Annotated in this window: 21 protein-coding genes; 11 read left to right on the top strand and 10 right to left on the bottom strand. The window is 55.9% G+C overall.

Features of this window, described 5'->3' with window-relative positions:
* Window positions 1–252 precede the first annotated feature (252 nt).
* Complete coding sequence (locus ACQG1Y_RS06455) at window positions 253–873, top strand: flavin reductase family protein (RefSeq protein ID WP_003858756.1); 621 nt, start codon at window positions 253–255, stop codon at window positions 871–873.
* A 1-nt stretch (window position 874) separates the two neighbouring features.
* Window positions 875–1729, top strand: coding sequence for a helix-turn-helix domain-containing protein (locus tag ACQG1Y_RS06460; protein ID WP_032671319.1), 855 nt, complete (start codon window positions 875–877; stop codon window positions 1727–1729).
* A gap of 3 nt (window positions 1730–1732) precedes the next feature.
* Here ACQG1Y_RS06460 and ptsP read toward each other — a convergent pair whose 3' ends face one another.
* The 7 genes from ptsP to dcuC form a co-directional block, all read right to left on the bottom strand.
* Window positions 1733–4228, bottom strand: a complete 2496-nt coding sequence (ptsP, locus tag ACQG1Y_RS06465) for a phosphoenolpyruvate--protein phosphotransferase (protein WP_126495307.1) — start codon at window positions 4226–4228, stop codon at window positions 1733–1735.
* A gap of 22 nt (window positions 4229–4250) precedes the next feature.
* Complete coding sequence (gene ypdE / locus ACQG1Y_RS06470; RefSeq protein WP_032670368.1) at window positions 4251–5291, bottom strand: aminopeptidase; 1041 nt, start codon at window positions 5289–5291, stop codon at window positions 4251–4253.
* Entirely contained in the window at window positions 5264–6376 is a 1113-nt protein-coding gene (ypdF, locus tag ACQG1Y_RS06475; protein ID WP_045337957.1) for an aminopeptidase, read from the bottom strand. The genes ypdE and ypdF overlap by 28 nt, the downstream gene beginning before the upstream one ends.
* A gap of 11 nt (window positions 6377–6387) precedes the next feature.
* Entirely contained in the window at window positions 6388–7638 is a 1251-nt protein-coding gene (locus tag ACQG1Y_RS06480) for a PTS fructose transporter subunit IIC (RefSeq protein ID WP_017382484.1), read from the bottom strand.
* Window positions 7639–7665: 27 nt separating this feature from the next.
* Window positions 7666–7989: a PTS fructose transporter subunit IIB gene (locus ACQG1Y_RS06485; RefSeq protein ID WP_017382483.1), complete on the bottom strand. Its 324-nt coding sequence runs from the start codon at window positions 7987–7989 to the stop codon at window positions 7666–7668.
* A gap of 173 nt (window positions 7990–8162) precedes the next feature.
* On the bottom strand, window positions 8163–8972 hold the full coding sequence (gene rna / locus ACQG1Y_RS06490) for a ribonuclease I (protein WP_003858741.1): 810 nt from the start codon (window positions 8970–8972) through the stop codon (window positions 8163–8165).
* A gap of 94 nt (window positions 8973–9066) precedes the next feature.
* Window positions 9067–10434: an anaerobic C4-dicarboxylate transporter DcuC gene (dcuC, locus tag ACQG1Y_RS06495; protein ID WP_368740714.1), complete on the bottom strand. Its 1368-nt coding sequence runs from the start codon at window positions 10432–10434 to the stop codon at window positions 9067–9069.
* 340 nt (window positions 10435–10774) lie between these two features.
* On the opposite strand from dcuC, the gene ACQG1Y_RS06500 reads away from it, so the two are divergent.
* The 7 genes from ACQG1Y_RS06500 (at window position 10775) to cspE (ending at window position 18237) form a co-directional block, all read left to right on the top strand.
* Window positions 10775–11176, top strand: a complete 402-nt coding sequence (locus ACQG1Y_RS06500; protein WP_032652952.1) for a hypothetical protein — start codon at window positions 10775–10777, stop codon at window positions 11174–11176.
* A 53-nt stretch (window positions 11177–11229) separates the two neighbouring features.
* Window positions 11230–11523: a copper-binding protein gene (locus ACQG1Y_RS06505; RefSeq protein ID WP_017694319.1), complete on the top strand. Its 294-nt coding sequence runs from the start codon at window positions 11230–11232 to the stop codon at window positions 11521–11523.
* 11 nt (window positions 11524–11534) lie between these two features.
* The gene (locus tag ACQG1Y_RS06510) at window positions 11535–12791 is read left to right on the top strand and encodes a TolC family protein (protein ID WP_023303289.1); all 1257 of its coding nucleotides are present in this window, start codon (window positions 11535–11537) and stop codon (window positions 12789–12791) included.
* Window positions 12788–13987, top strand: coding sequence for an efflux RND transporter periplasmic adaptor subunit (locus ACQG1Y_RS06515; RefSeq protein WP_368740713.1), 1200 nt, complete (start codon window positions 12788–12790; stop codon window positions 13985–13987). The genes ACQG1Y_RS06510 and ACQG1Y_RS06515 overlap by 4 nt, the downstream gene beginning before the upstream one ends.
* Entirely contained in the window at window positions 13984–17100 is a 3117-nt protein-coding gene (locus tag ACQG1Y_RS06520) for an efflux RND transporter permease subunit (protein ID WP_368740712.1), read from the top strand. Before ACQG1Y_RS06515 ends, ACQG1Y_RS06520 begins: the two co-directional genes overlap by 4 nt.
* Window positions 17101–17261: 161 nt before the next feature.
* The gene (gene pagP / locus ACQG1Y_RS06525; protein WP_017382475.1) at window positions 17262–17837 is read left to right on the top strand and encodes a lipid IV(A) palmitoyltransferase PagP; all 576 of its coding nucleotides are present in this window, start codon (window positions 17262–17264) and stop codon (window positions 17835–17837) included.
* Between the two features lie 190 nt (window positions 17838–18027).
* Entirely contained in the window at window positions 18028–18237 is a 210-nt protein-coding gene (gene cspE / locus ACQG1Y_RS06530; protein WP_002439184.1) for a transcription antiterminator/RNA stability regulator CspE, read from the top strand.
* A gap of 219 nt (window positions 18238–18456) precedes the next feature.
* Here cspE and crcB read toward each other — a convergent pair whose 3' ends face one another.
* A complete protein-coding gene (gene crcB, locus ACQG1Y_RS06535; RefSeq protein ID WP_017382474.1) occupies window positions 18457–18840 on the bottom strand; it encodes a fluoride efflux transporter CrcB in 384 nt (127 codons plus the stop codon).
* A gap of 67 nt (window positions 18841–18907) precedes the next feature.
* Here crcB and ACQG1Y_RS06540 point away from each other — a divergent pair, with 67 nt between their 5' ends.
* Together ACQG1Y_RS06540 and tatE are read left to right on the top strand one after the other, a co-directional pair.
* Window positions 18908–19696 (top strand): deaminated glutathione amidase, encoded by a 789-nt coding sequence (locus ACQG1Y_RS06540; RefSeq protein WP_368740711.1) that lies wholly within the window; start codon window positions 18908–18910, stop codon window positions 19694–19696.
* 125 nt (window positions 19697–19821) lie between these two features.
* Window positions 19822–20025, top strand: a complete 204-nt coding sequence (gene tatE / locus ACQG1Y_RS06545) for a twin-arginine translocase subunit TatE (RefSeq protein WP_003858723.1) — start codon at window positions 19822–19824, stop codon at window positions 20023–20025.
* Window positions 20026–20105: 80 nt separating this feature from the next.
* On the opposite strand, the gene lipA is transcribed toward tatE, so the two are convergent.
* Window positions 20106–21071, bottom strand: coding sequence for a lipoyl synthase (gene lipA, locus ACQG1Y_RS06550; protein ID WP_006809637.1), 966 nt, complete (start codon window positions 21069–21071; stop codon window positions 20106–20108).
* Between the two features lie 207 nt (window positions 21072–21278).
* Window positions 21279–22232 carry a YbeF family transcriptional regulator gene (locus ACQG1Y_RS06555; RefSeq protein ID WP_141414166.1) on the bottom strand — a complete coding sequence of 318 codons (954 nt, stop codon included), beginning with the start codon at window positions 22230–22232 and terminating at the stop codon, window positions 21279–21281.
* Window positions 22233–22315: the final 83 nt, after the last annotated feature.

Raw genomic sequence — 22315 nt, forward strand, 5'->3', positions numbered from 1 at the left:
TGTCGTTAATGCTGCGTGTAACGCAGAAACCAATCCAAAAGAAAACCCTCGCCGTCTGGCAGCGAGGGTTTAACTTATCTGATGATACTGTCTGAAACCGTAAGTTTGAAGTGATGAAGGTCACAATCATGCGCCATATGAATTTTTGGCAATAAACCCGGCGTCCCGATTCACGCTGAACGGAAATTTCGTTACGCTGGAAAGACTGAACCCGGGCAATGCGCGTTGCAGCCCCAGCGTAGAGAGAGCGATATGTACTTTTACCAACCGTCTCAGGGGCACGGCCTGCCGCACGACCCGCTGAACGCCATTATCGGTCCACGTCCGATTGGCTGGATCTCATCCTGTGATAAGGCCGGTCAACTGAACCTTGCCCCGTACAGCTTCTTTAACTGCTTTAACTATCGCCCACCGATCATTGGTTTTTCCAGCAACGGCTGGAAGGATAGCGTGCGGAATATTACCGAAACGGGGGAGTTTGTCTGGAACCTCGCAACGCGCGATCTCGCCGAGGCGATGAATGAAACCTCCGCCACGCTCCCTCATGGCGAGGATGAATTTACCTTTGCCGGCCTGACGCCCGTTGCCAGCCAGCTTGTGAGCTCGCCGCGCGTGGCGGAAAGCCCGGTGAATTTCGAGTGTCGATTGTCACAGTGCATTCAGCTTACCGGCGCGGATGGGACACCGATTGATACCTGGCTGGTGCTCGGCGAAGTCGTGGGCGTCCATATCGCCGAGAGTTTGCTGGAAGAGGGGATTTACCAGACCGCGAAAGCGCAGCCCATTCTGCGTGCGGGTGGACCGACGGCCTACTACGCCATCAGTGACAGCCATCGCTTCGATCTGGTACGCCCGGATGCGCGCAGGGGGTGATATGCACGCAACCCTGTTGCCCGCCGATCAGCAGTTTTTTGCCGATCTGTTGAGCGGCCTGGTGCTCAACCCACAGCAGCTGGGGCGAGTCTGGTTTGCTCAACGTGGCGCGTCTGACGCTGTCGGAAGCGTGAGCCGCGACTGGCCACGGCTTGATGTCGTTCTTCGCGGGGAATATGGCAACAGACTGGTTACCGGGCAGCAGACCCTCTGCCAGGGGGAAATGCTGTTTCTTCCCGCCCAGGCCGCCAGCGTCCCGGTGTTTGAACGACCGGTCATGCTGCTGAGCATTCTTTTTGCGCCGTCGTGGCTGGGGCTGGTGTTTCATGATACCCGTCACGGGCGCTCCGTGCCTGCGCAGCGACACGTTGAGCTTCCTCACCCTGAACGAGGCGAATGTGCTGCGATGCTGATGGCCCTGACGCACCTGAGCGCTTCCCCGCAGGATCAGGCCATTATTCAACCGCTGGTGCTGAGCCTGCTGCACTGGTGCCGGAAAGTGGTGTCGTCGCTGCCTGAACCGGGACTGTCGCGCGGGGATTTCCTCTATCAGAGCATTTGTAACTGGGTGCAGGAAAACTATGCTGAATCCCTGTCGCGGGACAGCGTCGCCGCGCTTTTTAATATTTCGGCTAACCATCTGTCACGCCTGTTCTCCCAACAGGGGACGATGAGTTTTGTGGATTACGTTCGTTGGGTGCGTATGGCGAAGGCGAGAACCATCCTGCAAAAATACCACCTGCCGGTGGGGGAAGTGGCGAAGCGCTGCGGCTATGCCGATAGCGACTATTTTAGCCGTCTGTTCCGGCGCCAGTTTGGCCTGACGCCGGGGGAGTATCGCGCACGCTTTCAGTGACAGTCAGAACGTGATTTCAGCGTTCAACAGATCCAGGATACTTTGCGGCGTCGTTGCTGCAAACAGCGACTCGCGAAACGTTTTATTGACCAGCTTCCGCGCCAGCTGGGAAAAGACCTTCACGTGATTAATCCCTTCCTGAGCGCCGAGCGTCAGCATGATCACCAGCTCGACATCGCCCAAATCCGACTCCCAGTCAATCGCCTTGTCCAGGCGTGCAATGCTGATGCTGGAGTGGCGTATCCATTGCGATTTGGTGTGAGGGATCGCCACGCCAAACCCGACGGCGGTGGTGACAATCTCTTCGCGCTGCCAGAGATCTTCTTCAAGTTCGAGCGGGTTTTCGGTCCTGCCATGAATCGCAAGATTTCCGCATAAGAACTGAAGCACCTGCTCTTTTGAGGTCAGCGGCTCATTGACCACGATAGTCTCCAGGGCCAGCAAGGGACGCGGCGGCGCTTCCGGTGTGAAATCCGCCAGCAGGGCTTCAATCTCCTCTGCGCTGCGGCTGTCGCAGGCCTTTTCCGCCAGCGCCCGGCAGGTTGCCATGTCCAGCTGACGCAGCTGGGTTTTTACCGCAGGGATGCGCGGCCCGCTCATGCTGAACTCATCTAAGCCCAGACCAAGCAGAAGAGGGAGGTAGCGCTGCTCTCCGCCAAGTTCCCCGCAAATGCCGACCCATTTCCCGTGACGATGCGCTGCGGTGACGATCTGGCGAACCATGCGTAAAAAAGACGGTGTGATGGGGTTATACAGCCCCGAAACGCGCGGGTTGTTGCGATCGACAGCGTAGAGATACTGAGTCATATCGTTCGAGCCGATACTGAAGAAATCCACCTCTTCGCAGAAGTGATCGATGATAAAGCAGACTGAAGGCACTTCAACCATGATCCCCAGCGGCAGGTGTGCGGTGTGACGTAACCCCTGTGAGGCCAGGGCGTCACGAACGTTTTGCAGCTCCTGTTTGATCCATAAAATCTGATCGAGACTGTGCACCATCGGGATCATCAACAGCGCATTGCCGCTGGCGCCTGCGCGTAAGATCGCGCGCAGTTGGGTGCGGAAGAGATCGGCAAATTCGGGATAAATACGAACGGCGCGATAGCCGAGGAACGGGTTTTCTTCCTGGGGAATGTTCAGGTAAGGGATCTGCTTATCGCCGCCGATGTCCATTGTGCGAAAGATGACCGGCTTGCCCTGCGCGGAGAGCAGCACCTGCTGATAGGCTTCGAATTGCTCCTGCTCGTCCGGCGCGGAGTCTCTGTCCATATACAGCATTTCAGTGCGAAACAGCCCGATACCCTGCGCGCCGCAGGCAAACGCCCCGGGCGCTTCCAGCGCGCTGCCGATGTTGGCGGCAATCTCTACCGGTACGTTGTCGCGGGTGAGTGCTGGAAGACCCGCATCTTTGATCTGCTGCTGGTGGCGTCGGTCGGCAAGGCGCTGCGCCACGCTATAGTAATCATTCACCGCGTCGTTGGGTTCAACGACCAGCACGCTACAGATGCCGTCCAGAATGACCTCTTTTCCCATCAACGGCGCCAGCGAGGCGACCGTTAAACCACTCAGCACAGGCACGGAGGCCGCGCGTGCCAGGATCAGCGTATGCGACGTCCGGCCTGTTTTTTCAAGCACCATGCCTTTCAGATACTGCGTGTCGAGGCTGAGAAACTGGCTGGGCGTCAGATCTTCCGCCACCAGAATAGTGGGAGCGCTGAGGGTGAATGCGGAGGTTTGCTGCAACTCCGGCCAGGTAATGTTAAGAAGCTGCTCGCTGATGTCGCGAATATCGCTGACGCGTTCACGCAGGTAGTCGCTGGCGGAGAGCGACAGCTTGTCGCAGATCAGCGCCATATTACGAATGATCGCCTCCGCAAGGCTTAGCCGTTCCTCGGCGATCAGTCGGCGTATGGTGCCGCCAAACTCCTCATCCTGGATCAGCGAAAGATGCGCGCTGAGAATGGTTTTACTCTCGCCGTCCAGCCCGCGCAGACGGTGGTTGAGCTGTTCAGCCAGCGTCGCCAGGCTGTGTTCCAGGCGGGTAATATCTTCCGGCGAGGCGGGGATCTGACAATAACGTTTGAGGTTATCGCTCTGCCAGCCTCGCAGAGTGCCAGCCCCGATGCCACTGGCGAGCGTAATGCCGTGCTGAAGGTGGGGAGCAAGCCTTACAAGCGAACGGGGCAGGGGATGCGCAACGTGCGGCGCGTCGCCGGAGGGAATACTGTCGCTGTCGATAAACGCGCCGGTGAGATACGCCTCCAGCACGCGTCGGGCCTGCTCCTCGTCGCTGCCGTTAATTTCCAGCACGCAGCTGTCATTAAACAGCGTACCGGTACTGATCAGCGCCAGCGAGCTTTTGGCATCCGCGTGAGTGTTAAGCCGTCTGTTGATAAAACGGATGTCGCTGCGCCATGCGCTGCACTGCTCTTTTAACGCCCAGGCCGGACGCGCATGTAGGCCGTTGGGCAGTGGGCAGAAAAATTCAATTGAAAGCATACTTCCTCCTGGCCGCGTGAGATCAGCATCTGAAGTCCGTCAGATGATCCACGGTCTCACGGTTCATGCATGCCACAAGCGCGACAAGCAGTTGTTGGGTGTGATGAATGTCTTTTTCGTCGGCAATGGATGCCGCGCAGTGCCCGTGTCGGGTCGGGGGACCAAGCACAAGAGTCGGCACGCCAGTGCCGGAGAGATGGATCGCCCCGCCGTCCGTTCCGCCGTTGCTAAACATGTCTTTTTGCAGCGGGATCCCTTGCGAGCGCGCGATCGTCTCAGCCAGCGCAATCAGTTTGGCTGGGGCGATGAGCGTTTTGTCGTACAGCACCAGCATCGGGCCCGCACCGATCTGGCGATGGTTGGCGCTGCCATAATCGAAATTTTTTGACCAGCAGGCGGTATCCAGCACCAGCGCGATATCAGGATGAATGGCGCGCGTGGCGGTCTGGCCGCCGCGCAGGCCGACCTCTTCACTTGAGCTGGCCACCAGCCAAAGCTCGCAGTCGAGCGGTGTCTGGTGCAGCTTGCGCAGCAGCGCGATCAGCAGGTAACAGCCGAGACGATCGTCGAAGGCTTTACCCATCACCCGATTGTGGGGAAGGGTCTGAAAGGGTGTATCGAACGTCACGCGGTCGCCTGCGTCGATACCGGCGGCGAACACCTCCTCCGCCGACGTCGCGCCAATGTCGACACGTAAATTGTCAACGTTTTCTCCTTTCAGATCTCCATCCAGCAGTCCCGGTATTTTTTCCCCGTTACGCGTGGTGATGCGCACCGGCTGAAGGGTACGGGCCATCATGCGCACGTTGCCGATGGGCAGGACATCAATGGCCCCTTCGCGCGAGACGCTACGCACCATAAAACCGACTTCATCCATATGGGCGCAGACCATCACCTTCGGGCCCCGGCTCTGGTTGACGCGGATAAGCACGGAACCCAGCCCATCAAACTGAACCTCTTTATGGTATTTTTGCGCCTCACTGAGCAGGATGTCGCGCACCTCTTGCTCTGAGGCCGCAATGGCGTCTGCTTCGCTCAGGGCGCGCAGTAAATCTCTGTCCATTCTTGTTCTCCCGTCAGCAATAGCCGTTTGTCGAGGGTATAAAGCACCTCGGCGCCCGTTTCCGTCACCAGCACCACATCTTCAATTCGTACCCCGCCCTGGTGTTCAAGGTAGATCCCCGGCTCAACGGTCAGCACCATGCCGGGCTGCAACGGGGTGCGGTCGGTAGGGGAAAAACGTGGATTTTCATGGACATCAATACCAATGGCATGACCGGTGTTATGCCCGAACTGCGGACCGTAACCTGCACGTTCAATCACGGAACGTGCGGCGCTATCGATCTGATGACAGGAAACGCCGGGGCGGATGGCATCAATGGCCGCCTGTTGTGCCGCCAGAACGATCTGGTACACCGCATAGAGAGGGTGCTCCTCCGGCGGCGTGTTTTGCCCGGCGACAAGAAAGGTCCTTGTCATATCCGAGCAATACCCCTGGTGTTGGGCGCCGAAATCAAGGGTGATCATCTCGCCAGGCATAATCACTTTGTCAGAGGCTTTGCCGTGGGGCAGCGCACCGCGCGGCCCGCTGGCGACAATGGTGTCGAAAGAGGGCTTGTCCGCACCCTCCTGCTTCATAAACCACTCCAGCTCGGCAGCGACTTCACGCTCGCGCATACCGGGCTGAATGAAACGCCGGATGTGCTGTGCGGCGCGGTCGGCAATGCCGCATGCTGCACGGATACGGTCGATTTCGTCAGCGGTTTTTATCTGCCGCAGCGCGTCTAGCGAGGTGCTGCAAAGGGTGGTATTCAGCGTATCGCGCCACAGCACGCCTGTTTGCCAGCTCACGTATTCACCCTCAAAGCCAAGACGGGCGAGATTGTCCTTCGCAATAATCTGGTTCACCGCCTGCGCAAACGGGTTCTCCGTGTTAAGCAGGTGCATTTCATAGCCCGCCGCTCGTGAAGCGATATCGCTGTAGTAACGGAAATCCACCAGGATATGTGCCGCGGTTTGTGACACCAGCACATATCCCGAACCGGTTGAAATGCCCAGGTGCGGCTGTTTATTCTGGCGCGAAGAGATGAGCACGCCGTCCAGTTTTTCCGCAGCCAGCCAGGCACGAAGCCTTCTCAGTAATTCCATGGTTCACCCCGTTACAGCGTGTCGATAGCGAGTTTTCCGCGCTTGTGCAGACTGTTACGAATAATCACGACCAACAGCGCGGTGATCGCCGCCCCGACCACAATACTGAGCATGTACGCCCCCAGATTGGTGACCAGCGGCCACGCCCAGATCGCCGATTCAGGGAACCACTGCACGGCACCGAGCGCGGTGGCGGTCATCGCACCCGCGATCGCACCCGCCATATACGCCGGCAGCGTCGCAAGCGGATTTTCCAGCAGGAACGGGATGGCCCCTTCACTGATGCCCATAAAGGCGAGGAACATGGCCGTTTTGCCTTGCGGATAAAGCTGCGGACTAAACAGGCGTTTGCCGGTCAGACGATGGTCAATCAGCGTGGCCAGCCCCAGACCAATGGGCGGAATAACAATCGCCACGGCGCGGGAGGTGATGGGCAGGACATGATCGGTTGTCAGCCCCAGGCCAACAAATCCCGCCGCTTTGTTAATGGGGCCGCCAAGATCAATCGCCGTGGCCGCCGCCATCCCGATGGCGTACATCATTGAGCCCGCCTGACCCGCCGCCAGCAGTACGGTCCGCATACCTGCATTCAGCCAGCCGCCAATCGGCGTGATGATGTAATACATCGCCAGCATCACAAACAGCGCCGAGAGGATTGGGATCAGAAAGGTGCTTTTAAAGGCCAGCAGATACTGCGGTACGTTAATACGGCTATTCAGCCATTTGACCAGATAGCCTGCGGCTATGGCGATAATCAGCGCGCCAATAAACGTGGAGGGCACGGGTTTGGTGGCAAGCCAGGTTAGTTTTTCCGCATCAAAGTTCAGCACCAGCGTCGGCTGCGTGGCGACAAGGCCACCGATAAACCCGGCCGGGAAGGCCAGCTTTCCGCCGATAGAGTTGGCGACAAAGGCGGCAAACATCGGGATGGCGAAGCTGAACAGCAGCCCGCCGAACGATTCGGTCAGATAGCCAAATTTCAATACCGAGAGATTGAAACCGGTGAATTTGCCAGAGTTAAGCGCGTCGAGAATACCGGTGTCAGGCGGGATCTCCAGCCAGACGTAGGCGATGAGCTGTGAAATGGCGAGGATAACCCCGCCCATGATAAGCGTTGGCACCATGCGGGATATCCCCGACATAATGTGCTGTGGAAGCTCTTTCCAGAAAGACGCACCGGCGGCAACCGGTGCGGATTTGATGGCAAGTGTGTCACCCTCGTGACTGTCCGGGCGAACCGCGCTGCGTTTTTTAATAGCCATGACGAAAACCCCTGGGTGTGAGGATTATTATTGTTCTGCTGCAATCATCTCTTCGATCTCTTTCAGGGTGCCTGCCGCGTTTTTAATAGCGTCCTGAAGCGTAATCTCATACACGTCGCGCGTTTCGAAGCGCTCATTGTCTTCCGGGGTGATCGCGATGGCGTGGATAATAATGTCAGCGTCGGCAATATCCTGCGGGGTCAGGCGATTCTGGATCCCGTCCGCGCCCTGGGTTTCAATTTTTACCTCATAACCGGCTTCCGTCGCCGCGTCTTCCAGCGCCTGGGCTGCCATGAAGGTATGTGCCAGGCCCATCGGGCAGGCGCACAGTGCAATCAGTTTTTTAGCCATGTGAAATTCCTCCTGTAGATAACGCCATGATTATGGCGGGGAGGTTTCAGTGATGTTTACCGGATTAATAATGCTTTAGCTGGAAAAATGATGCGTGTGAGCGGAAGTGTGAGGTTAATCGTCATATCACGGAAATCAATGAAAAACCGGGCAAAAAGGTGCCCGGCGCAGCATCAGTAACCGGCTTTATCAATGACAAACTGTTTGCCGCAGTTGCCCGGATGCGGCTGTGGCGCAAAGGAGCCGGCAGAGAGCGGGTTGTTGATGGTGCTGGCGTTCAGCGAGATCTGCATCTCGGTCAGATAAGCCGGATTGCCGTGGCAGGTAAGCTTGAACGCTTTTACGCTCTGTTTCCCCCAGCTTTTGGCCACGGCTGCATCGAAGTCGCTGCGGCGGACGGTTTTGCCATAATTTTCCGCCAGAAATTTTCCTGCCGCGCTGTGCTTCACCTCCTGGTTCATGCGCACCATGGTGCCGAAGTAAGCGTCGGGATCAAAACCAAAGCAGACGCCGTGTTTCGCGTATTCATAACGTTCAAGGCAGGAGTTGCCGCCCGCGCCGGGCATCACGCTGTTCAGCTTCGCCGCGCCGGTTAGCGATAGTCCGGTCTCTGCGGCGTCACATTTGCGGCTGGCTTTTGCTTCCGGCATATTCGGAACCGGACGAGTGGCACAGCCGAAGCGCATCCAGCGGCGTTCATCCACTCCGCGAGCGGCAATAGATTTCGGCAGCGCGGGCCATAAGCCGTGGACGGTCAGAAAATCGGTTTTGTTGCTGCTCTCTTTTTGCAGGCGACACTCTTCCGGTTCGTCACGGTTACGTTCGACCATGCTCTGGCAAAATCCGGTTTGCCAGGAAAGGGCCAGAACGTAGCGATCGAAATCGCCGTACTGGGTTGGCTTAAGCGGATCTGCCTGAATTGAGAAGACACAGAGTGCAAGCGCTACTGCGCCAGACGGGATAACGATATCCTTCCTGAACATTTGCTTTCCTGATTGGTTGGGCGCGATTAATTTCTGGGGGTTATTAAAGCACAAAAAGCGCCCGCAGGCGCTTTTTGGAAATCAGGAATTTCGCTTAGGCAGCGCCGGGAAGCAGCACTTCGGTGGCGATAATAACGATAATCAGGCCAACCAGCACCGGCACTGACGTGCGTTTTACCACTTCAAACGGAGAGATTTTCGCCATCCCCGCAACCGCAACCACCACGCCCGATACCGGAGAAATGGTACGACCCAGGTTGGAAGCCTGAAGCATTGGAATGGACAGGTAAGCCGGGTTGATGCCGGAGGAGTGCGCCAGCTTAGGGATCATCTCAACAAAGGCGTAGAACGGCGCGTTACCGGAGCCGGTGGTCATCGCCGCCAGCATGGTCAGCACCACCAGCACCAGCATCAGGATAATGCTGGCCGAGCCGAACGAGGTGGCGATAGAGATCAGGCTCTGAATAAAGCCGATGGTGCTCAGCCCCTGGGCAAACACCCCCGCGGCAACCAGCAGCATCACCACGCCCGCGAAGGCATCCGCCATACCGCGGAAAGCAACTTCCAGACCCGTGAATACTTTCTGGGTGTTAAAACCACGAACGAATTCCAGGATGGCCGCCAGCAGCATACAGATCACCAGGATAGTGATGATGTGCAGCTGCGGGCCCCATTTGCCGTCGAAAATAAGCACGCCAATAATCGGCGTGAAGGGCAGGATGGAATAAAACGCCGGGGCGGTAGTGGTGATTTCGCTGACGTCCATCATTTCGTGGCTGACGTTCTCTTTCTTATCGAGATAGCGCTGCCAGAAGAAATGCGCCACGCCCATGCCGAGAATAGCGGTGATGGAGATCGGCAGTGTGGTTTTGAAGGCGAAGTCAATCAACGACATTTCCGCGGCTTTTGCGGCCAGCACTACGTCACCGGAAGTAGGGGAGAGAATAATCGCCGCCGGAGAGGCGCAAATAGCCGCCGCTGCGCCACGGCTGATCCCGACGTTAACCATTACCGGGAACAACGTTGCCATTAACAGCACGCCAAGGCCCGTTGCTGAGGAAACGGCTAATGACATCAGACAGGCCAGGAAATAGGCCGCGACCATCAGCAGATAGGGGGAATTAATATATTGCAGCGGCTTAGAAGCCAGCTTTACCACCATATCATTCGCGCCGATATAGGTCATATAGGCAGCAAATCCGCAGAGCATCATGATCATCATGCCCAGATCGCCGCCGCGGCTCATCAGCAGAATTTTTATATATTCCACAATATCGGTAGCGGTATATCCGGTACTGGCTTCGCTGGCGGGTAAAACCTGATGACCCATTAGCGCGCTAATGATCAGCAGCGTCAGGCCGCCGACAAATAGCACGCCGGTGGCTGAGTAACCTTTAATGATGTAGCGTGCTACACCAACAATGACCACGACTCCAATGAGGAGTTCGAGAAAAGTAAGCATGATTTCCCCTGTATCCTTGCTGCCCGAGAGACAAATAATCAATAAAAAAGAAGCTGAAATGTGCCGAATAAATGTCCAGTCCTTGCTGATTAAAATCAAGAAAGAGACTACTAAAGGCACTGATGACGATATTTTTGCTAACCCTGCGTCATTTATATTAAGACGTTATTGACCTGATGAATAGATATTATATGTCATTAAAATGATGGTGAAGTGTTAAGGTTTTGAGTATTACTTGCCGACAATCGATTTAAAACGTAAATCTCTTTAAAACCACTTCTCTTTCATTCTTTTGCCTGCTTATACTCGGTTCACTTTTACCCTATCCGACGATCTGAATATGCACGCCAGCTGGACATATCGCCTGCGCTTTATCAAAAAACATCTGCTGATGTTTTTGCTGGCGTTTGGCTGGCTGTTGATCCAGAGTCAGGTTGCCGTCGCCTCCCATCAATGTTCAATGGATTTGCGCGGTGAGGTGGCCACCATCCAGCATATGGATATGATGGCGCAACCGGGGCCGCATTATGCTGCCGGTGCTTCACCGCTGTGTGAAAAGCATTGTGTGCCGGATCAGGTACAAAAAGATCCTGCCCAGCCGCATCTGGTGGCGCTGCCTGCCGCCATGACCCTGACCTTAACGACCCCAGAGTGCTCATCTGCAAGCCATTCTGCGTGGTCCGTTACCCCTCCTGCTGTGGGGCCGCCGGCAACGATCCGCTACTGCCGGTTTCGGGAGTAAAAACCTGTTAATTCGTTGATTTTATTTACTTAACGTTTAACAGGAGATTTATCATGCGTACTATATTCCTTTCCGCGCTGGTTGGCGCGTCCGTCTCTTTCGCTTCTTATACCGTTCAGGCAAACCAGACCTGGCAGGGCCACGGCGTGGTTCAGTCGATCTCTGACAGCGCCGTCATGCTCCGGCACGAGGCCATACCGGAACTAAAATGGCCAGCAATGACCATGCCGTTTACTTTATCTGCCGGCGCCACGCTGAATGACGCCAAACCAGGGGATGAAGTGACCTTCACGCTTGAGCGTGCGGGTGACGGTTTCCAGATTATCTCGCTGACGCCAGCACGCTAAGCGAGGTCACCATGAAACAACACACACTGAGCCTGTGGCTCGGTGGGGTGTTGTTCGGCCTGTTAACCTCCGCCGCGCAGGCGGAGCCGTGGACGCTCGAACACACCCTGACCGAAGCCCAGCGCTACTCGGCAGAACTCTCTGCCAGCCGTAATGAAGCGCAGGCGCTGGATGCGATGGCGGATTCCGCCACGCAATTACCTGACCCAAAACTGAAATTCGGTATCGAAAACGTGCCGGTACAGGGCAGCAACGATCGGCGGCTGACGCGCGAAGGGATGACCATGCAGAAGGTTGGCATCATGCAAAGCTACGTCAGCTCAGAGAAGCGGGAACGTAAAGCGCAGACCTTTCAGGCGCAGGCGCGAAGCGTGCTGGCAAAATCCGAGGCCGTCCGCGCCGCGCTTCAGCGTGATACCGCCCAGGCCTGGCTGGATCTGGCGCTGGCCCAGCAGGCGCTGAACACGGCCAGAACGCTGGTCCGCGAAACGGAACGCCAGCGGGGCGTGCAGAAGGCGAGCGTCGGGGCGGGAAGCGCCACGCCGGACAGCGTACTGGCCCTGCAAATGATCCTCAGCGCCATGCGCGACAAAGAGACGCTGGCGCAGCGGGATGTGCAGCTGGCGCAAAGCCGTCTGCTGGAGCTTACGGGGCACGCGATTACGGCGGTTCGCGGTCCGCTGCCGCGCTATCAGCGTCTTCCTGCCGATGAAAAAACGTTGCAGGAGGGGATCGTCAGGCACCCGGAAGTGGAGGCCGCACGACGTGAAGCCGAGACCGCGAAAGCGCGTTCAGCGCAATCTGCCGTGGCGGCGATACCCGATGTGGATGTGGAGGTCTATTACGCCCACCGCGCCGAAGGCTATGACGATATGGCTGGCGTGATGTTCAGCGTGGATCTGCCTTTGTTCCAGTCAAAACGTCAGGACAAGGATTACGCCGCCGATGTTTCCCGCTCAATGCAGGCGGTGGATCAACTGACGCTGCTCAAACGTGAACACATTGCCCAGGTGCAAACGCTGGTGGCGCAGTATCAGGCTGCGCAAACGGTGTGGCAGCGACAGCGGGACGAGGTACTACCGTTGCAGCGTCAACGGCTGGCGGTACTGACGGCGCAATATCGCTCTGGACAGTCGGCGCTTCCGGCCCTGCTGGAGGCGCGTCGTGGCGTACTGGATACGGAACTGGCGGTGAACCAGGCGGAGCGCGAAATGGCGCGAACCTGGGCTGCCGTGAACTGGCTGATCCCGCAGGAGCTGGCGCAATGAAAAAAACAACGTTAATGGCGATTGCCATCGCGATAGCTGCCGCTGGCGGCTATTTTGTCGGAAAGAAGCAGACGCATCAGCCGGCTGCGGCTGCACAACCCTCTGAACGTAAGGTGCTTTACTGGTACGACCCTATGGTGCCCGGTCAGCGCTTCGATAAGCCGGGTAAATCCCCCTTTATGGATATGGATCTGGTCCCGCGCTACGCCGATGAAGCACAGGCGGCGTCGGGCGTGGCCATCAGCACTCAACAGCAGCAAAACCTGGGGATGAAAACCGCCAACGTTGAGATGCGCCAGCTGGTTTCGCCGTTCTCGGCCTTTGCCACGGTTGCAACGGATGAACGTAACGTCTCGGTGGTGTCAGCCCCGGCCAATGGCGTGGTGTCAAAATTGTTTGTTAATGCGCCACAGCAGCAGGTGAAAGCCGGAGAGGCGCTGGCGCAACTGTGGATCCCGCAATGGACCACCGCCCAGCAGGAGTATCTCGCGGTTCGTCAGCTTGGCGATGCCGCATTGACCCGCGCCGCACGCGAGCGGCTGGCGTTGCAGTTTATGCCGGAAGAGGTCATTCGTTTGCTGGAGCGTAGCGGTAAGCCGCAGACCACGCTCACCCTGCGCGCTGACCGGGCGGGCTATGTGGTGAAGCTGGACGTGCGGGAAGGGGCGCAAATCACCGCAACGGCGCCGCTGTTTGAGATCGCCAGCCTCGATCCGGTCTGGCTGGTGGTCGATTACCCGCAAACCCAGGCGCAGTCTCTGGCAGTGGGCAGCAACGTGGTAGCAACTTCAGAAAGCTGGCCGGGGGAGCAATTCCACGGCACGGTCAGCGAATTGCTGCCGCAGATGGAGGCGACCACGCGAACCCTGAAAGCCCGTATCGTGCTGGAAAATACCGCACATACGCTTAAGCCAGGCATGTACCTCTCCGTCAGGCGTGCGGAAGAGATGAAAGGCCCGCCGGTGCTGGCGGTGCCGGAAGAGGCGGTGATTAACAGCGGAGAGTCTGCGCGTCTGCTGCTGGCCACCGGGGACGGTTATTTCCAGCCTGTGACGGTGACAACCGGCCTGACGGCGCAGGGCTGGACGGCGATCCTGTCCGGGGTCAAAGAGGGCGATAAGGTGGTGACGTCCGGGCAATTCCTCATTGATTCCGAAGCCAGCCTGCGTAGCGTGATGCCGGAGGTGACGCCATGATTGCCGCTGTGATTCGCGCCTCGTTGCGTAACCGCCTGCTGGTGATCCTGGCCGCGCTGATGATGGCCGGCTGGGGCTGGTGGGCGGTGCAGCGCGCGCCGCTGGACGCGTTGCCCGATCTGTCTGATGTGCAGGTCATTATCAAAGCGAGTTACCCCGGAAAAGCGCCGCAGGTGATTGAAGATCAGGTGACCTGGCCCCTGACAACCTCCATGTTGTCTGTGCCGGGAGCTAAAACCGTGCGTGGTTTTTCAATGTTTGGTGACGCTTATGTGTATGTGCTGTTTGAGGATGGCACCGATCTCTACTGGGCGCGATCCCGGGTGCTGGAATATTTAAGCCAGGTACAGGCGCAGTTTCCGCCAGGCGTGAAGGTGTCGCTGGGGCCAGATGCGACGGGCGTGGGCTGGATCTACGAATATGCGCTGATCGACCGTAGTGGAAAACACAGCCTGGCAGATCTGCGGGCCCTTCAGGACTGGACGCTTAAGTTCGAGCTTAAGACAGTACCGAATGTATCTGAAGTGGCAAGCATTGGCGGAATGGTGCGTCAGTATCAGATCGTGGCGGACCCGGCGAAGATGCGCGCGCTGAATATTACCCACAGCCAGCTATCGGGCGCGGTGCAGGCCGCCAATAAAGAGAGCGGCGGCGCCCTGCTGGAGATGGGCGAAGCGGAGTATATGGTGCGGACAACGGGCTATTTGCGCTCGCTGGAGGATTTTCGCAATGTGGTGATCGCCACCCGCGATGGCGTACCTGTCCTGCTGAAAGATGTCGCCACCATTGGCATTGGCCCGGAGATCCGCCGGGGCGTGGCGGAGCTTAACGGTGAAGGGGAGGTCGCTGGCGGCGTGATCGTGATGCGCTACGGGCAGAATGCGCTGGAAACGCTTCGTGCGGTAAAAGCGAAACTGAGCAAGCTGCAAAAAACGCTGCCGCAGGGCGTCGAGATTGTTCCGGTCTACGATCGTTCCACGCTGATTGAGGAATCGGTCAAAACGCTGACGCACAAGCTGCTCGAAGAGTTTGCCGTGGTGGTACTGGTGTGCGCGCTGTTCCTTTTCCACCTGCGCTCCGCGCTGGTGGCGATGGTCTCTCTGCCGCTGGGGATCCTCGGTGCTTTTGTGGTGATGCACTATCAGGGCATTAACGCGAATATGATGTCGCTCGGCGGGATCGCCATTGCCATCGGGGCGATGGTGGATGCGGCAATTGTGATGATTGAAAACATGCATAAGGTGCTGGAGCAGTGGCGGCATGATAATCCGGGCAAGGAGCCCGCGCCGGGGGAATACTGGCGTCTGGCGGAAAAGGCGGCGGTTGAAGTGGGACCGGCGCTGTTTTGCAGCCTGTTAATCATCACGCTGTCATTTATACCGGTTTTTTCGCTGGAAGCGCAGGAGGGGCGAATGTTCTCGCCGCTGGCGTTCACCAAAACCTGGTCGATGGCCGTGGCCGCCGGGCTTGGGATCACCCTGGTGCCGGTGCTAATGGGCTTTTTCATTCGCGGGAAAATCCCGGATGAGAAGGCAAACCCGATCAACCGCCTCCTGATCCGCCTGTATGAGCCGCTGCTGGACAAGGTACTGACCTTCCCGAAAATGACGCTGGCACTGGCATGTCTGCTGCTGATCGCCACGCTCTGGCCGCTGAGCCGCCTGGGAAGCGAATTTATGCCGCCGCTGGATGAAGGGGATTTACTCTATATGCCCTCCACGCTGCCGGGGATCTCTGCTCGCGAGGCATCGCGGCTGCTTCAGCAGACGGACCGCTTGATCAAAAGCGTACCGGAGGTCGCGAGCGTGTTTGGCAAAGCCGGTCGCGCGGAGTCGGCAACCGATCCCGCGCCATTAACCATGCTGGAAACAACCATTCACTTTAAGCCCCGCGAGCAGTGGCGGCCAGGAATGACGCCGCAAAAGCTGGTGGAGGAGCTCGATAAAACCGTGTCGCTGCCGGGTATTGCCAATGTGTGGGTGCCGCCTGTCCGTAACCGCCTGGACATGCTGGCAACCGGGATCAAAAGCCCTGTCGGCATTAAGGTGAACGGCAATAATATTGCCGACATTGAGCGCGTGGCCCGGCAGATTGAGCAGGTGGTGAAGGACGTTCCTGGCGTCTCCTCTGCGCTGGCGGAGCGTCTGGAAGGCGGGCGCTACGTGGATATACGTATCGACCGGCAAAAAGCCGCGCGCTACGGCGTTTCCGTCGATGAACTGCAAAGCCTGGTCTCCACGCTGGTCGGGGGTGATAACATTGGCGAGGTGATCCAGGGACGCGAGCGGTATCCCATCAACCTGCGTTATCCCCGCGATTTGCGTGATAACGTCGACACGTTGCGGGTGTTGCCGGTAGTGACCGCCAGCGGTAGCCAGGTGGCGCTGGGGGAATTGGCCGATATCGTCGTGACGGAAGGCCCACCGATGCTAAAAAGTGAAAACGCGCGCCTTTCCAGCTGGATCTACGTGGACTTGCGCGGGCGCGATCTGAAGTCCGCCGTGGATGAAATGCAAAAACGGGTGGAGGAGAAGGTGGTATTGCCGCAGGGCGTGTCTCTCTCCTGGTCCGGGCAGTTTGAATATCTGGAACGGGCGACCGCGACGCTCAAAATAGTCTTACCTGTCACGCTGATGATTATATTCGTCCTTTTATGGTTAACCTTCAGGCGGATATCAAATGTCCTGATAATAATGGGGACATTGCCTTTCGCGCTTATTGGGGGCGTGTGGTTACTGTGGCTGCTTGAATATAATTTGTCAGTGGCGGGGGCCGTTGGCTTTATCGCCCTTTCCGGGGTGGCGGCAGAATTCGGCGTAATTATGGTTCTTTATTTGAATCATGCGCTCGATAAATATCACAGGCTGGAGCCAGAAGGGGGAAATACGGTGCTGATGCGGGCGATCCACGAAGGTGCCGTTCTGCGCGTGCGTCCGAAGGTGATGACGGTCGCCACTATTATGGCGGGACTGCTGCCCATCATGTGGGGCAGTGGGAGTGGCTCAGAGGTGATGCAACGTATTGCCGCGCCGATGATTGGTGGCATGGTAACGGCACCGTTATTATCGATGTTAGTTATTCCCACACTCTACAAATTGTTACATCAACGTTAAATATGTCAACTGCATGTACTTATTCAGGCATGCAGTTTATGTATCCTCAGATTATTCCCAGGAACGGGATGGTAATTAGGAATAACACTCATGCTGTTAAGCGTTCATTCAAGTATTCTGTGTTAAGGTCTGCACCGAATACTAAATATGGTAATGGCATTGTGATTGTACGAATTAAATTCCCCCTGATTTTGTTGTTTATTATTGGGCAGTTATCGTTTGCGTCTGCGGTTAATGCAGACAGCAATACAGCGGATAAAGGCTGGTTCACCACCTTCACGGATAACGTCGCGCAAACATGGAACGAACCTGAGCATTACGATCTCTATATTCCGGCCATTACGTGGCATGCACGTTTTGCCTACGATAAAGAAAAAACTGACCGTTATAACGAGCGTCCGTGGGGGGCCGGCTTCGGTCAGTCTCGCTGGGATGAAAAAGGTAACTGGCATGGCCTGTACCTGATGGCGTTTAAGGACTCCTACAATAAATGGGAGCCTATTGGTGGCTACGGCTGGGAAAAAACCTGGCGCCCGTTATCAGACGACAACTTCCGTCTGGGGCTGGGCTATACGGCAGGGTTCACGGCGCGTGATAACTGGAAATACATTCCTGTTCCGGTACTGCTGCCGCTTGCCTCCATCGGCTATGGTCCGGCAACGTTTCAGATGACCTACATACCGGGTACCTATAACAACGGTAACGTTTACTTTGCCTGGATGCGGTTTCAGTTTTAACTGAATTTTTCTGCTAAATCGGCCAAAAAACGCACAGATATTGAAATGTAAAGGATAAAAATCGAACAGCGAAAATTAACGCGACTTTTGTCACTTTTTATCAAAGATCCGCTGGACAAAACGCCTCACAATTGTTGTACTGATACCCGACACAGCATTTGTGTCGTTTTTTAATGTAAAGGTAATTTTGATGTCTAAGATTAAAGGTAACGTTAAGTGGTTTAATGAGTCCAAAGGATTCGGTTTCATTACTCCTGAAGATGGCAGCAAAGACGTGTTCGTACACTTCTCTGCAATCCAGTCTAATGGTTTCAAAACTCTGGCTGAAGGTCAGCGCGTAGAGTTCGAAATCACTAACGGTGCCAAAGGCCCTTCTGCTGCTAACGTAATCGCTCTGTAATTCAGACGCGTCAGCAAGAATTTCAAAACCCGCTCAATGAGCGGGTTTTTTTCGTTCTGAATCAACCAATAAGATAGATCTTCAGGAAGCTGGCCACAATCGCGACGCTTAGCAATACCATACCCACGCCTGACAGAGTTTCTTTCATGCTATCACCCTCATTCAATATTGAGCCAAGAGTGACAGAGAAAAATTAAGCCAACATTAAGGTTGCCGCGCTTAATGTCCGCTGGCGGAGGAAAATAACCAGAATGCGATCGCAGTCATCGCAAACGAGCCAAGCATGTTAACGGCAATGTTGGTCAGCGCCCAGCCCATCCGGCCTTCCTGAAACAGAAAGACCACCTCCGCAGAGAAGGTAGAAAACGTTGTTAAGCCGCCGCAGAAACCAGTTGTAATCAGAACCTTCCACATAGGGTCGATGTTGGTCATGCGATTAAACCAGGCCAGCCCCATCCCAATAATAAACGCCCCGATCAGATTTGCCGCCAGTGTCCCCATCGGAATGGCCTGATGCAGGGGGTTAAACCGCATGCTTAAGAGCCACCGCGCAACGCTACCCGTGCCTCCACCAATAAAAACGGCTATAAGTAGTTGTAACACTGTCAATACCTGCTATTTGCTGTGTAAGTGCGTCGAGTGTAACGCTGTTTTTAACCGGGAGACAATTATGTATGTTGCAGTAGGGCAGTTCGCGGTGACGCCGGACTGGAATGAAAACGCGGAAAAATGCGTCTCCCTGATGCATCAGGCGAAGCAAAAGAGGGCGTCGTTGCTGGTACTTCCCGAGGCGTTACTGGCCCGTGATGATGGCGATCCAGACCTGTCGGTAAAGTCTGCGCAAACGCTGGAAGGGGAGTTTCTGAAACGACTGCTGGCCGAAAGCGTTGGCAACACGCTCACCACCATCTTGACGGTCCATATTCCGTCCTCGCCGGGGCGCGCGGTAAACACGCTGGTGGCGATACGTGAGGGTGCCATCGTCGCGAGCTACGCCAAACTTCATCTGTATGATGCGTTCAGCGTTCAGGAGTCGCGCCTGGTCGATCCGGGGAGTGTAATTCCGCCGCTGATTGAGGTCGAGGGTTTTAAGATTGGCCTGATGACCTGCTACGATATCCGTTTTCCCGAGCTGGCGCTGAACCTGGCATTGCAGGGGGCCGAGGTGCTGGTTCTGCCTGCCGCGTGGGTCAAAGGACCGCTTAAGGAGCATCACTGGGCGACGCTGCTGGCAGCACGCGCGCTGGATACCACCTGTTACGTGGTAGCCGCGGGTGAATGTGGTAACAAAAATATCGGGCAGAGCAGGGTTGTCGATCCGCTGGGGGTGACGGTTGCGGCAGCAGCGGAGACGCCTGCGTTATTGCTGACGGAGATAATTTTCGCCCGAATAGCGCTTGCGCGTCAGCAATTACCTGTTCTGCGCAACCGCAGGTTTGCGCCACCGCAATTAATGTGATGTTTTTTTCAACAATGCTTGATTCACCTTGTTACAGATTGCTATTGTGTGCACGCGCCAAATGACCGTTAATACGTTCAGGTTTTTTGGCGGAATGCAGCCTGTTTCATGTAAAGAAGGTATTTATGGGTGAGATTAGTATTACCAAACTGCTGGTGGTTGCCGCACTGGTCGTCCTGCTGTTCGGTACCAAGAAGTTACGCACGCTGGGTGGAGACCTGGGTGCTGCCATTAAGGGCTTTAAGAAAGCAATGAACGATGACGACGCGGCAGCAAAGAAAAGCGCCGAAGATGACATCACTGCACAGAAGCTTTCACACAAAGAGTAATGGCAATGCTGCAAGGCTTGCATAAAAAAACCGGCTCACGAGGCCGGTTTTTTGTTTTACTGTAAATAAATTTTACAGCTTTATTTCACTTCTTCGCCCTTCGCCTGCATATCGGCGTGATAAGAGGAGCGAACAAACGGACCGCACGCGGCATGGGTAAAGCCCATCGCCATCGCTTCGGCTTTCATTTCATCGAACTCATCCGGGCTCACGTAACGCTGTACAGGCAGGTGGTGACGGCTTGGCTGGAGGTACTGGCCCAGCGTCAGCATGGTGACGCCGTGGCGGCGCAGATCGCGCATCACTTCAATGATCTCAGCGTTGGTTTCACCCAGGCCGACCATCAGGCCGGACTTGGTTGGAATATGCGGATGGGCTTCTTTAAAGCGCTCCAGCAGCTTCAGCGACCAGTTGTAGTCTGCACCGGGACGTACCTGTCGGTAGATACGCGGTACGTTCTCCAGGTTGTGGTTGAACACGTCTGGTGGCGTCGCGGTCAGGATATCGAGCGCGCGATCCATACGGCCACGGAAGTCTGGCACCAGCGTCTCAATCTTAATGTTCGGGCTTTTTTCGCGGATGGCGGTAATACAGTCAGCAAAATGCTGAGCACCGCCATCGCGCAGATCGTCACGGTCAACGGAGGTGATAACAACATAACGCAGCGCCATATCGGCAATCGTCTGCGCCAGTTTTTGCGGTTCGTTTGCGTCAGGCGCAACAGGACGGCCATGGGCAACGTCACAGAACGGACAGCGGCGGGTGCAGATGGCACCCAGAATCATAAATGTCGCGGTACCGTGATTGAAACATTCAGCAAGGTTAGGGCAGGAGGCCTCTTCACAGACAGAGTGAAGGCCATTTTTGCGCATCGCCGCTTTGATCCCCTGGATACGCGAAGAGTCGGCCGGAAGTTTGATTTTCATCCATTCCGGTTTTCTTAACAGCGCCTCGCGCTCTGTAGCCACGTTTTTAACCGGGATAAGGGCCATTTTATCGGCATCGCGGTATTTAACACCGCGTTCCATCACAATGGGTTTACTCATAGCGTGCGTGTTCCAGTTGCGAATATCGAAGGAAAGCGTTTCAATTCAAGGGAATGTTGTAATTATCAACTATTTTTGAACGAACGACAGGCAGTATATCATTTAAAGGGGCGATAAAGCAGCCTGCCAGGTCGCCAATTTGTAAAATAGTTGTTGTTTTGTGCCTTTTGCCCCGCTTGCGGCAGGGGCTTGTGCTGAAAGGCGGGATCAGAACGCCTGGCGGATCACGTTAATGACGTTTTCCAGCACCGGATCGCGCAGGCTTAGCTTGTTATAATGCAGTGAGATTTCAACAGATTCCGTCGTAAGTTGACTCAATGGAATGCTCTCCAGCGGCCAGCACTTTTGAAGCAGAGTGAAGAGACGCACAGGCATAATACAGAGCAAATCGCTGCTGCCAATAAGGGCCGCGAGGGTAAACATATTGTAACTGCTGAAGCTGATCAGACGGTCCGGGAACAGTTCGTCAATACGCTGGCGCAGCGGATCCGGACCCTGCCCCTCGGACATAAAGGTTGCATGTTCGTAATGACGCAAATTTTCAGGCGTCAAAGCTGCGCCCAAAGCAGGATGACTCTGACGACATACGAGCGCCAGAGAGTCGGTATAGAGAACGTTATGCCCTAATGCCCTGGCCGCGAAGCTGTTGCTGTCGATGATCAGGTCCGTCTGGAATTGTGCCAGCTGAGTTTCCGGATCGTTAACGGTCACGTTGCGGATCAGCAGCTGTGGCGCATGCTGTTTAACAGCCTGGTAAATAGCGGGCATGACCAGAACGCCCACAGAGGGAGAGGTGCCTATGGTGATGGTTCGTTGCTTATCGTAACTGCCGGTGAGATCCAGCGCGCCCAGAATCGATTCCAGACCCTGGCTGATGTACTCATGCAGATGGGTGGCGTACGCGGTGGGGGTTACGCCCTGGCCTTTACGAATAAATAAGGGATCGGGAAATATCGCGCGCAATTTTTGAATTGACTGGCTAATAGCGGAGGGCGTGAGATTGAGAATTTTCGCAGCATTAACGATACCTTTGTGGACATATACCGCCTCAAAAATAGTCAATAAATTGAGATCAATATTACGTAAAGTCCGGAAAATTTGCGGCTTATCTTCGCCGCTGGTTTCATTCAGGCGTTTGGCTGGTAAATTAGTAGGCTCCACGCTCTTACTCAGTATCCATTCACAATATGAATGATAGTTGAATTTATTTATTATGCTTGCAGAGATTCGTAAAGTGTTTCGCA

Origin of the sequence: Enterobacter cloacae complex sp. 397G4 (assembly GCF_050031515.1) — a bacterium.
Taxonomy (GTDB): domain Bacteria; phylum Pseudomonadota; class Gammaproteobacteria; order Enterobacterales; family Enterobacteriaceae; genus Enterobacter; species Enterobacter hormaechei_C.

What these genes read in the sequence shown, in the direction of transcription:
- rna (WP_003858741.1), bottom strand. Translation starts at nt 8,972, where the DNA reads ATGTTCAGGAAGGATATCGTTATCCCGTCTGGCGCAGTAGCGCTTGCA.
- ACQG1Y_RS06515 (WP_368740713.1), top strand. Translation starts at nt 12,788, where the DNA reads ATGAAAAAAACAACGTTAATGGCGATTGCCATCGCGATAGCTGCCGCT.
- tatE (WP_003858723.1), top strand. Translation starts at nt 19,822, where the DNA reads ATGGGTGAGATTAGTATTACCAAACTGCTGGTGGTTGCCGCACTGGTC.
- ACQG1Y_RS06540 (WP_368740711.1), top strand. Translation starts at nt 18,908, where the DNA reads ATGTATGTTGCAGTAGGGCAGTTCGCGGTGACGCCGGACTGGAATGAA.
- ACQG1Y_RS06500 (WP_032652952.1), top strand. Translation starts at nt 10,775, where the DNA reads ATGCACGCCAGCTGGACATATCGCCTGCGCTTTATCAAAAAACATCTG.
- ACQG1Y_RS06455 (WP_003858756.1), top strand. Translation starts at nt 253, where the DNA reads ATGTACTTTTACCAACCGTCTCAGGGGCACGGCCTGCCGCACGACCCG.
- dcuC (WP_368740714.1), bottom strand. Translation starts at nt 10,434, where the DNA reads ATGCTTACTTTTCTCGAACTCCTCATTGGAGTCGTGGTCATTGTTGGT.
- cspE (WP_002439184.1), top strand. Translation starts at nt 18,028, where the DNA reads ATGTCTAAGATTAAAGGTAACGTTAAGTGGTTTAATGAGTCCAAAGGA.
- ACQG1Y_RS06520 (WP_368740712.1), top strand. Translation starts at nt 13,984, where the DNA reads ATGATTGCCGCTGTGATTCGCGCCTCGTTGCGTAACCGCCTGCTGGTG.
- ptsP (WP_126495307.1), bottom strand. Translation starts at nt 4,228, where the DNA reads ATGCTTTCAATTGAATTTTTCTGCCCACTGCCCAACGGCCTACATGCG.
- ACQG1Y_RS06480 (WP_017382484.1), bottom strand. Translation starts at nt 7,638, where the DNA reads ATGGCTATTAAAAAACGCAGCGCGGTTCGCCCGGACAGTCACGAGGGT.
- ypdE (WP_032670368.1), bottom strand. Translation starts at nt 5,291, where the DNA reads ATGGACAGAGATTTACTGCGCGCCCTGAGCGAAGCAGACGCCATTGCG.
- ACQG1Y_RS06485 (WP_017382483.1), bottom strand. Translation starts at nt 7,989, where the DNA reads ATGGCTAAAAAACTGATTGCACTGTGCGCCTGCCCGATGGGCCTGGCA.
- ACQG1Y_RS06460 (WP_032671319.1), top strand. Translation starts at nt 875, where the DNA reads ATGCACGCAACCCTGTTGCCCGCCGATCAGCAGTTTTTTGCCGATCTG.
- ypdF (WP_045337957.1), bottom strand. Translation starts at nt 6,376, where the DNA reads ATGGAATTACTGAGAAGGCTTCGTGCCTGGCTGGCTGCGGAAAAACTG.
- lipA (WP_006809637.1), bottom strand. Translation starts at nt 21,071, where the DNA reads ATGAGTAAACCCATTGTGATGGAACGCGGTGTTAAATACCGCGATGCC.
- ACQG1Y_RS06510 (WP_023303289.1), top strand. Translation starts at nt 11,535, where the DNA reads ATGAAACAACACACACTGAGCCTGTGGCTCGGTGGGGTGTTGTTCGGC.
- ACQG1Y_RS06505 (WP_017694319.1), top strand. Translation starts at nt 11,230, where the DNA reads ATGCGTACTATATTCCTTTCCGCGCTGGTTGGCGCGTCCGTCTCTTTC.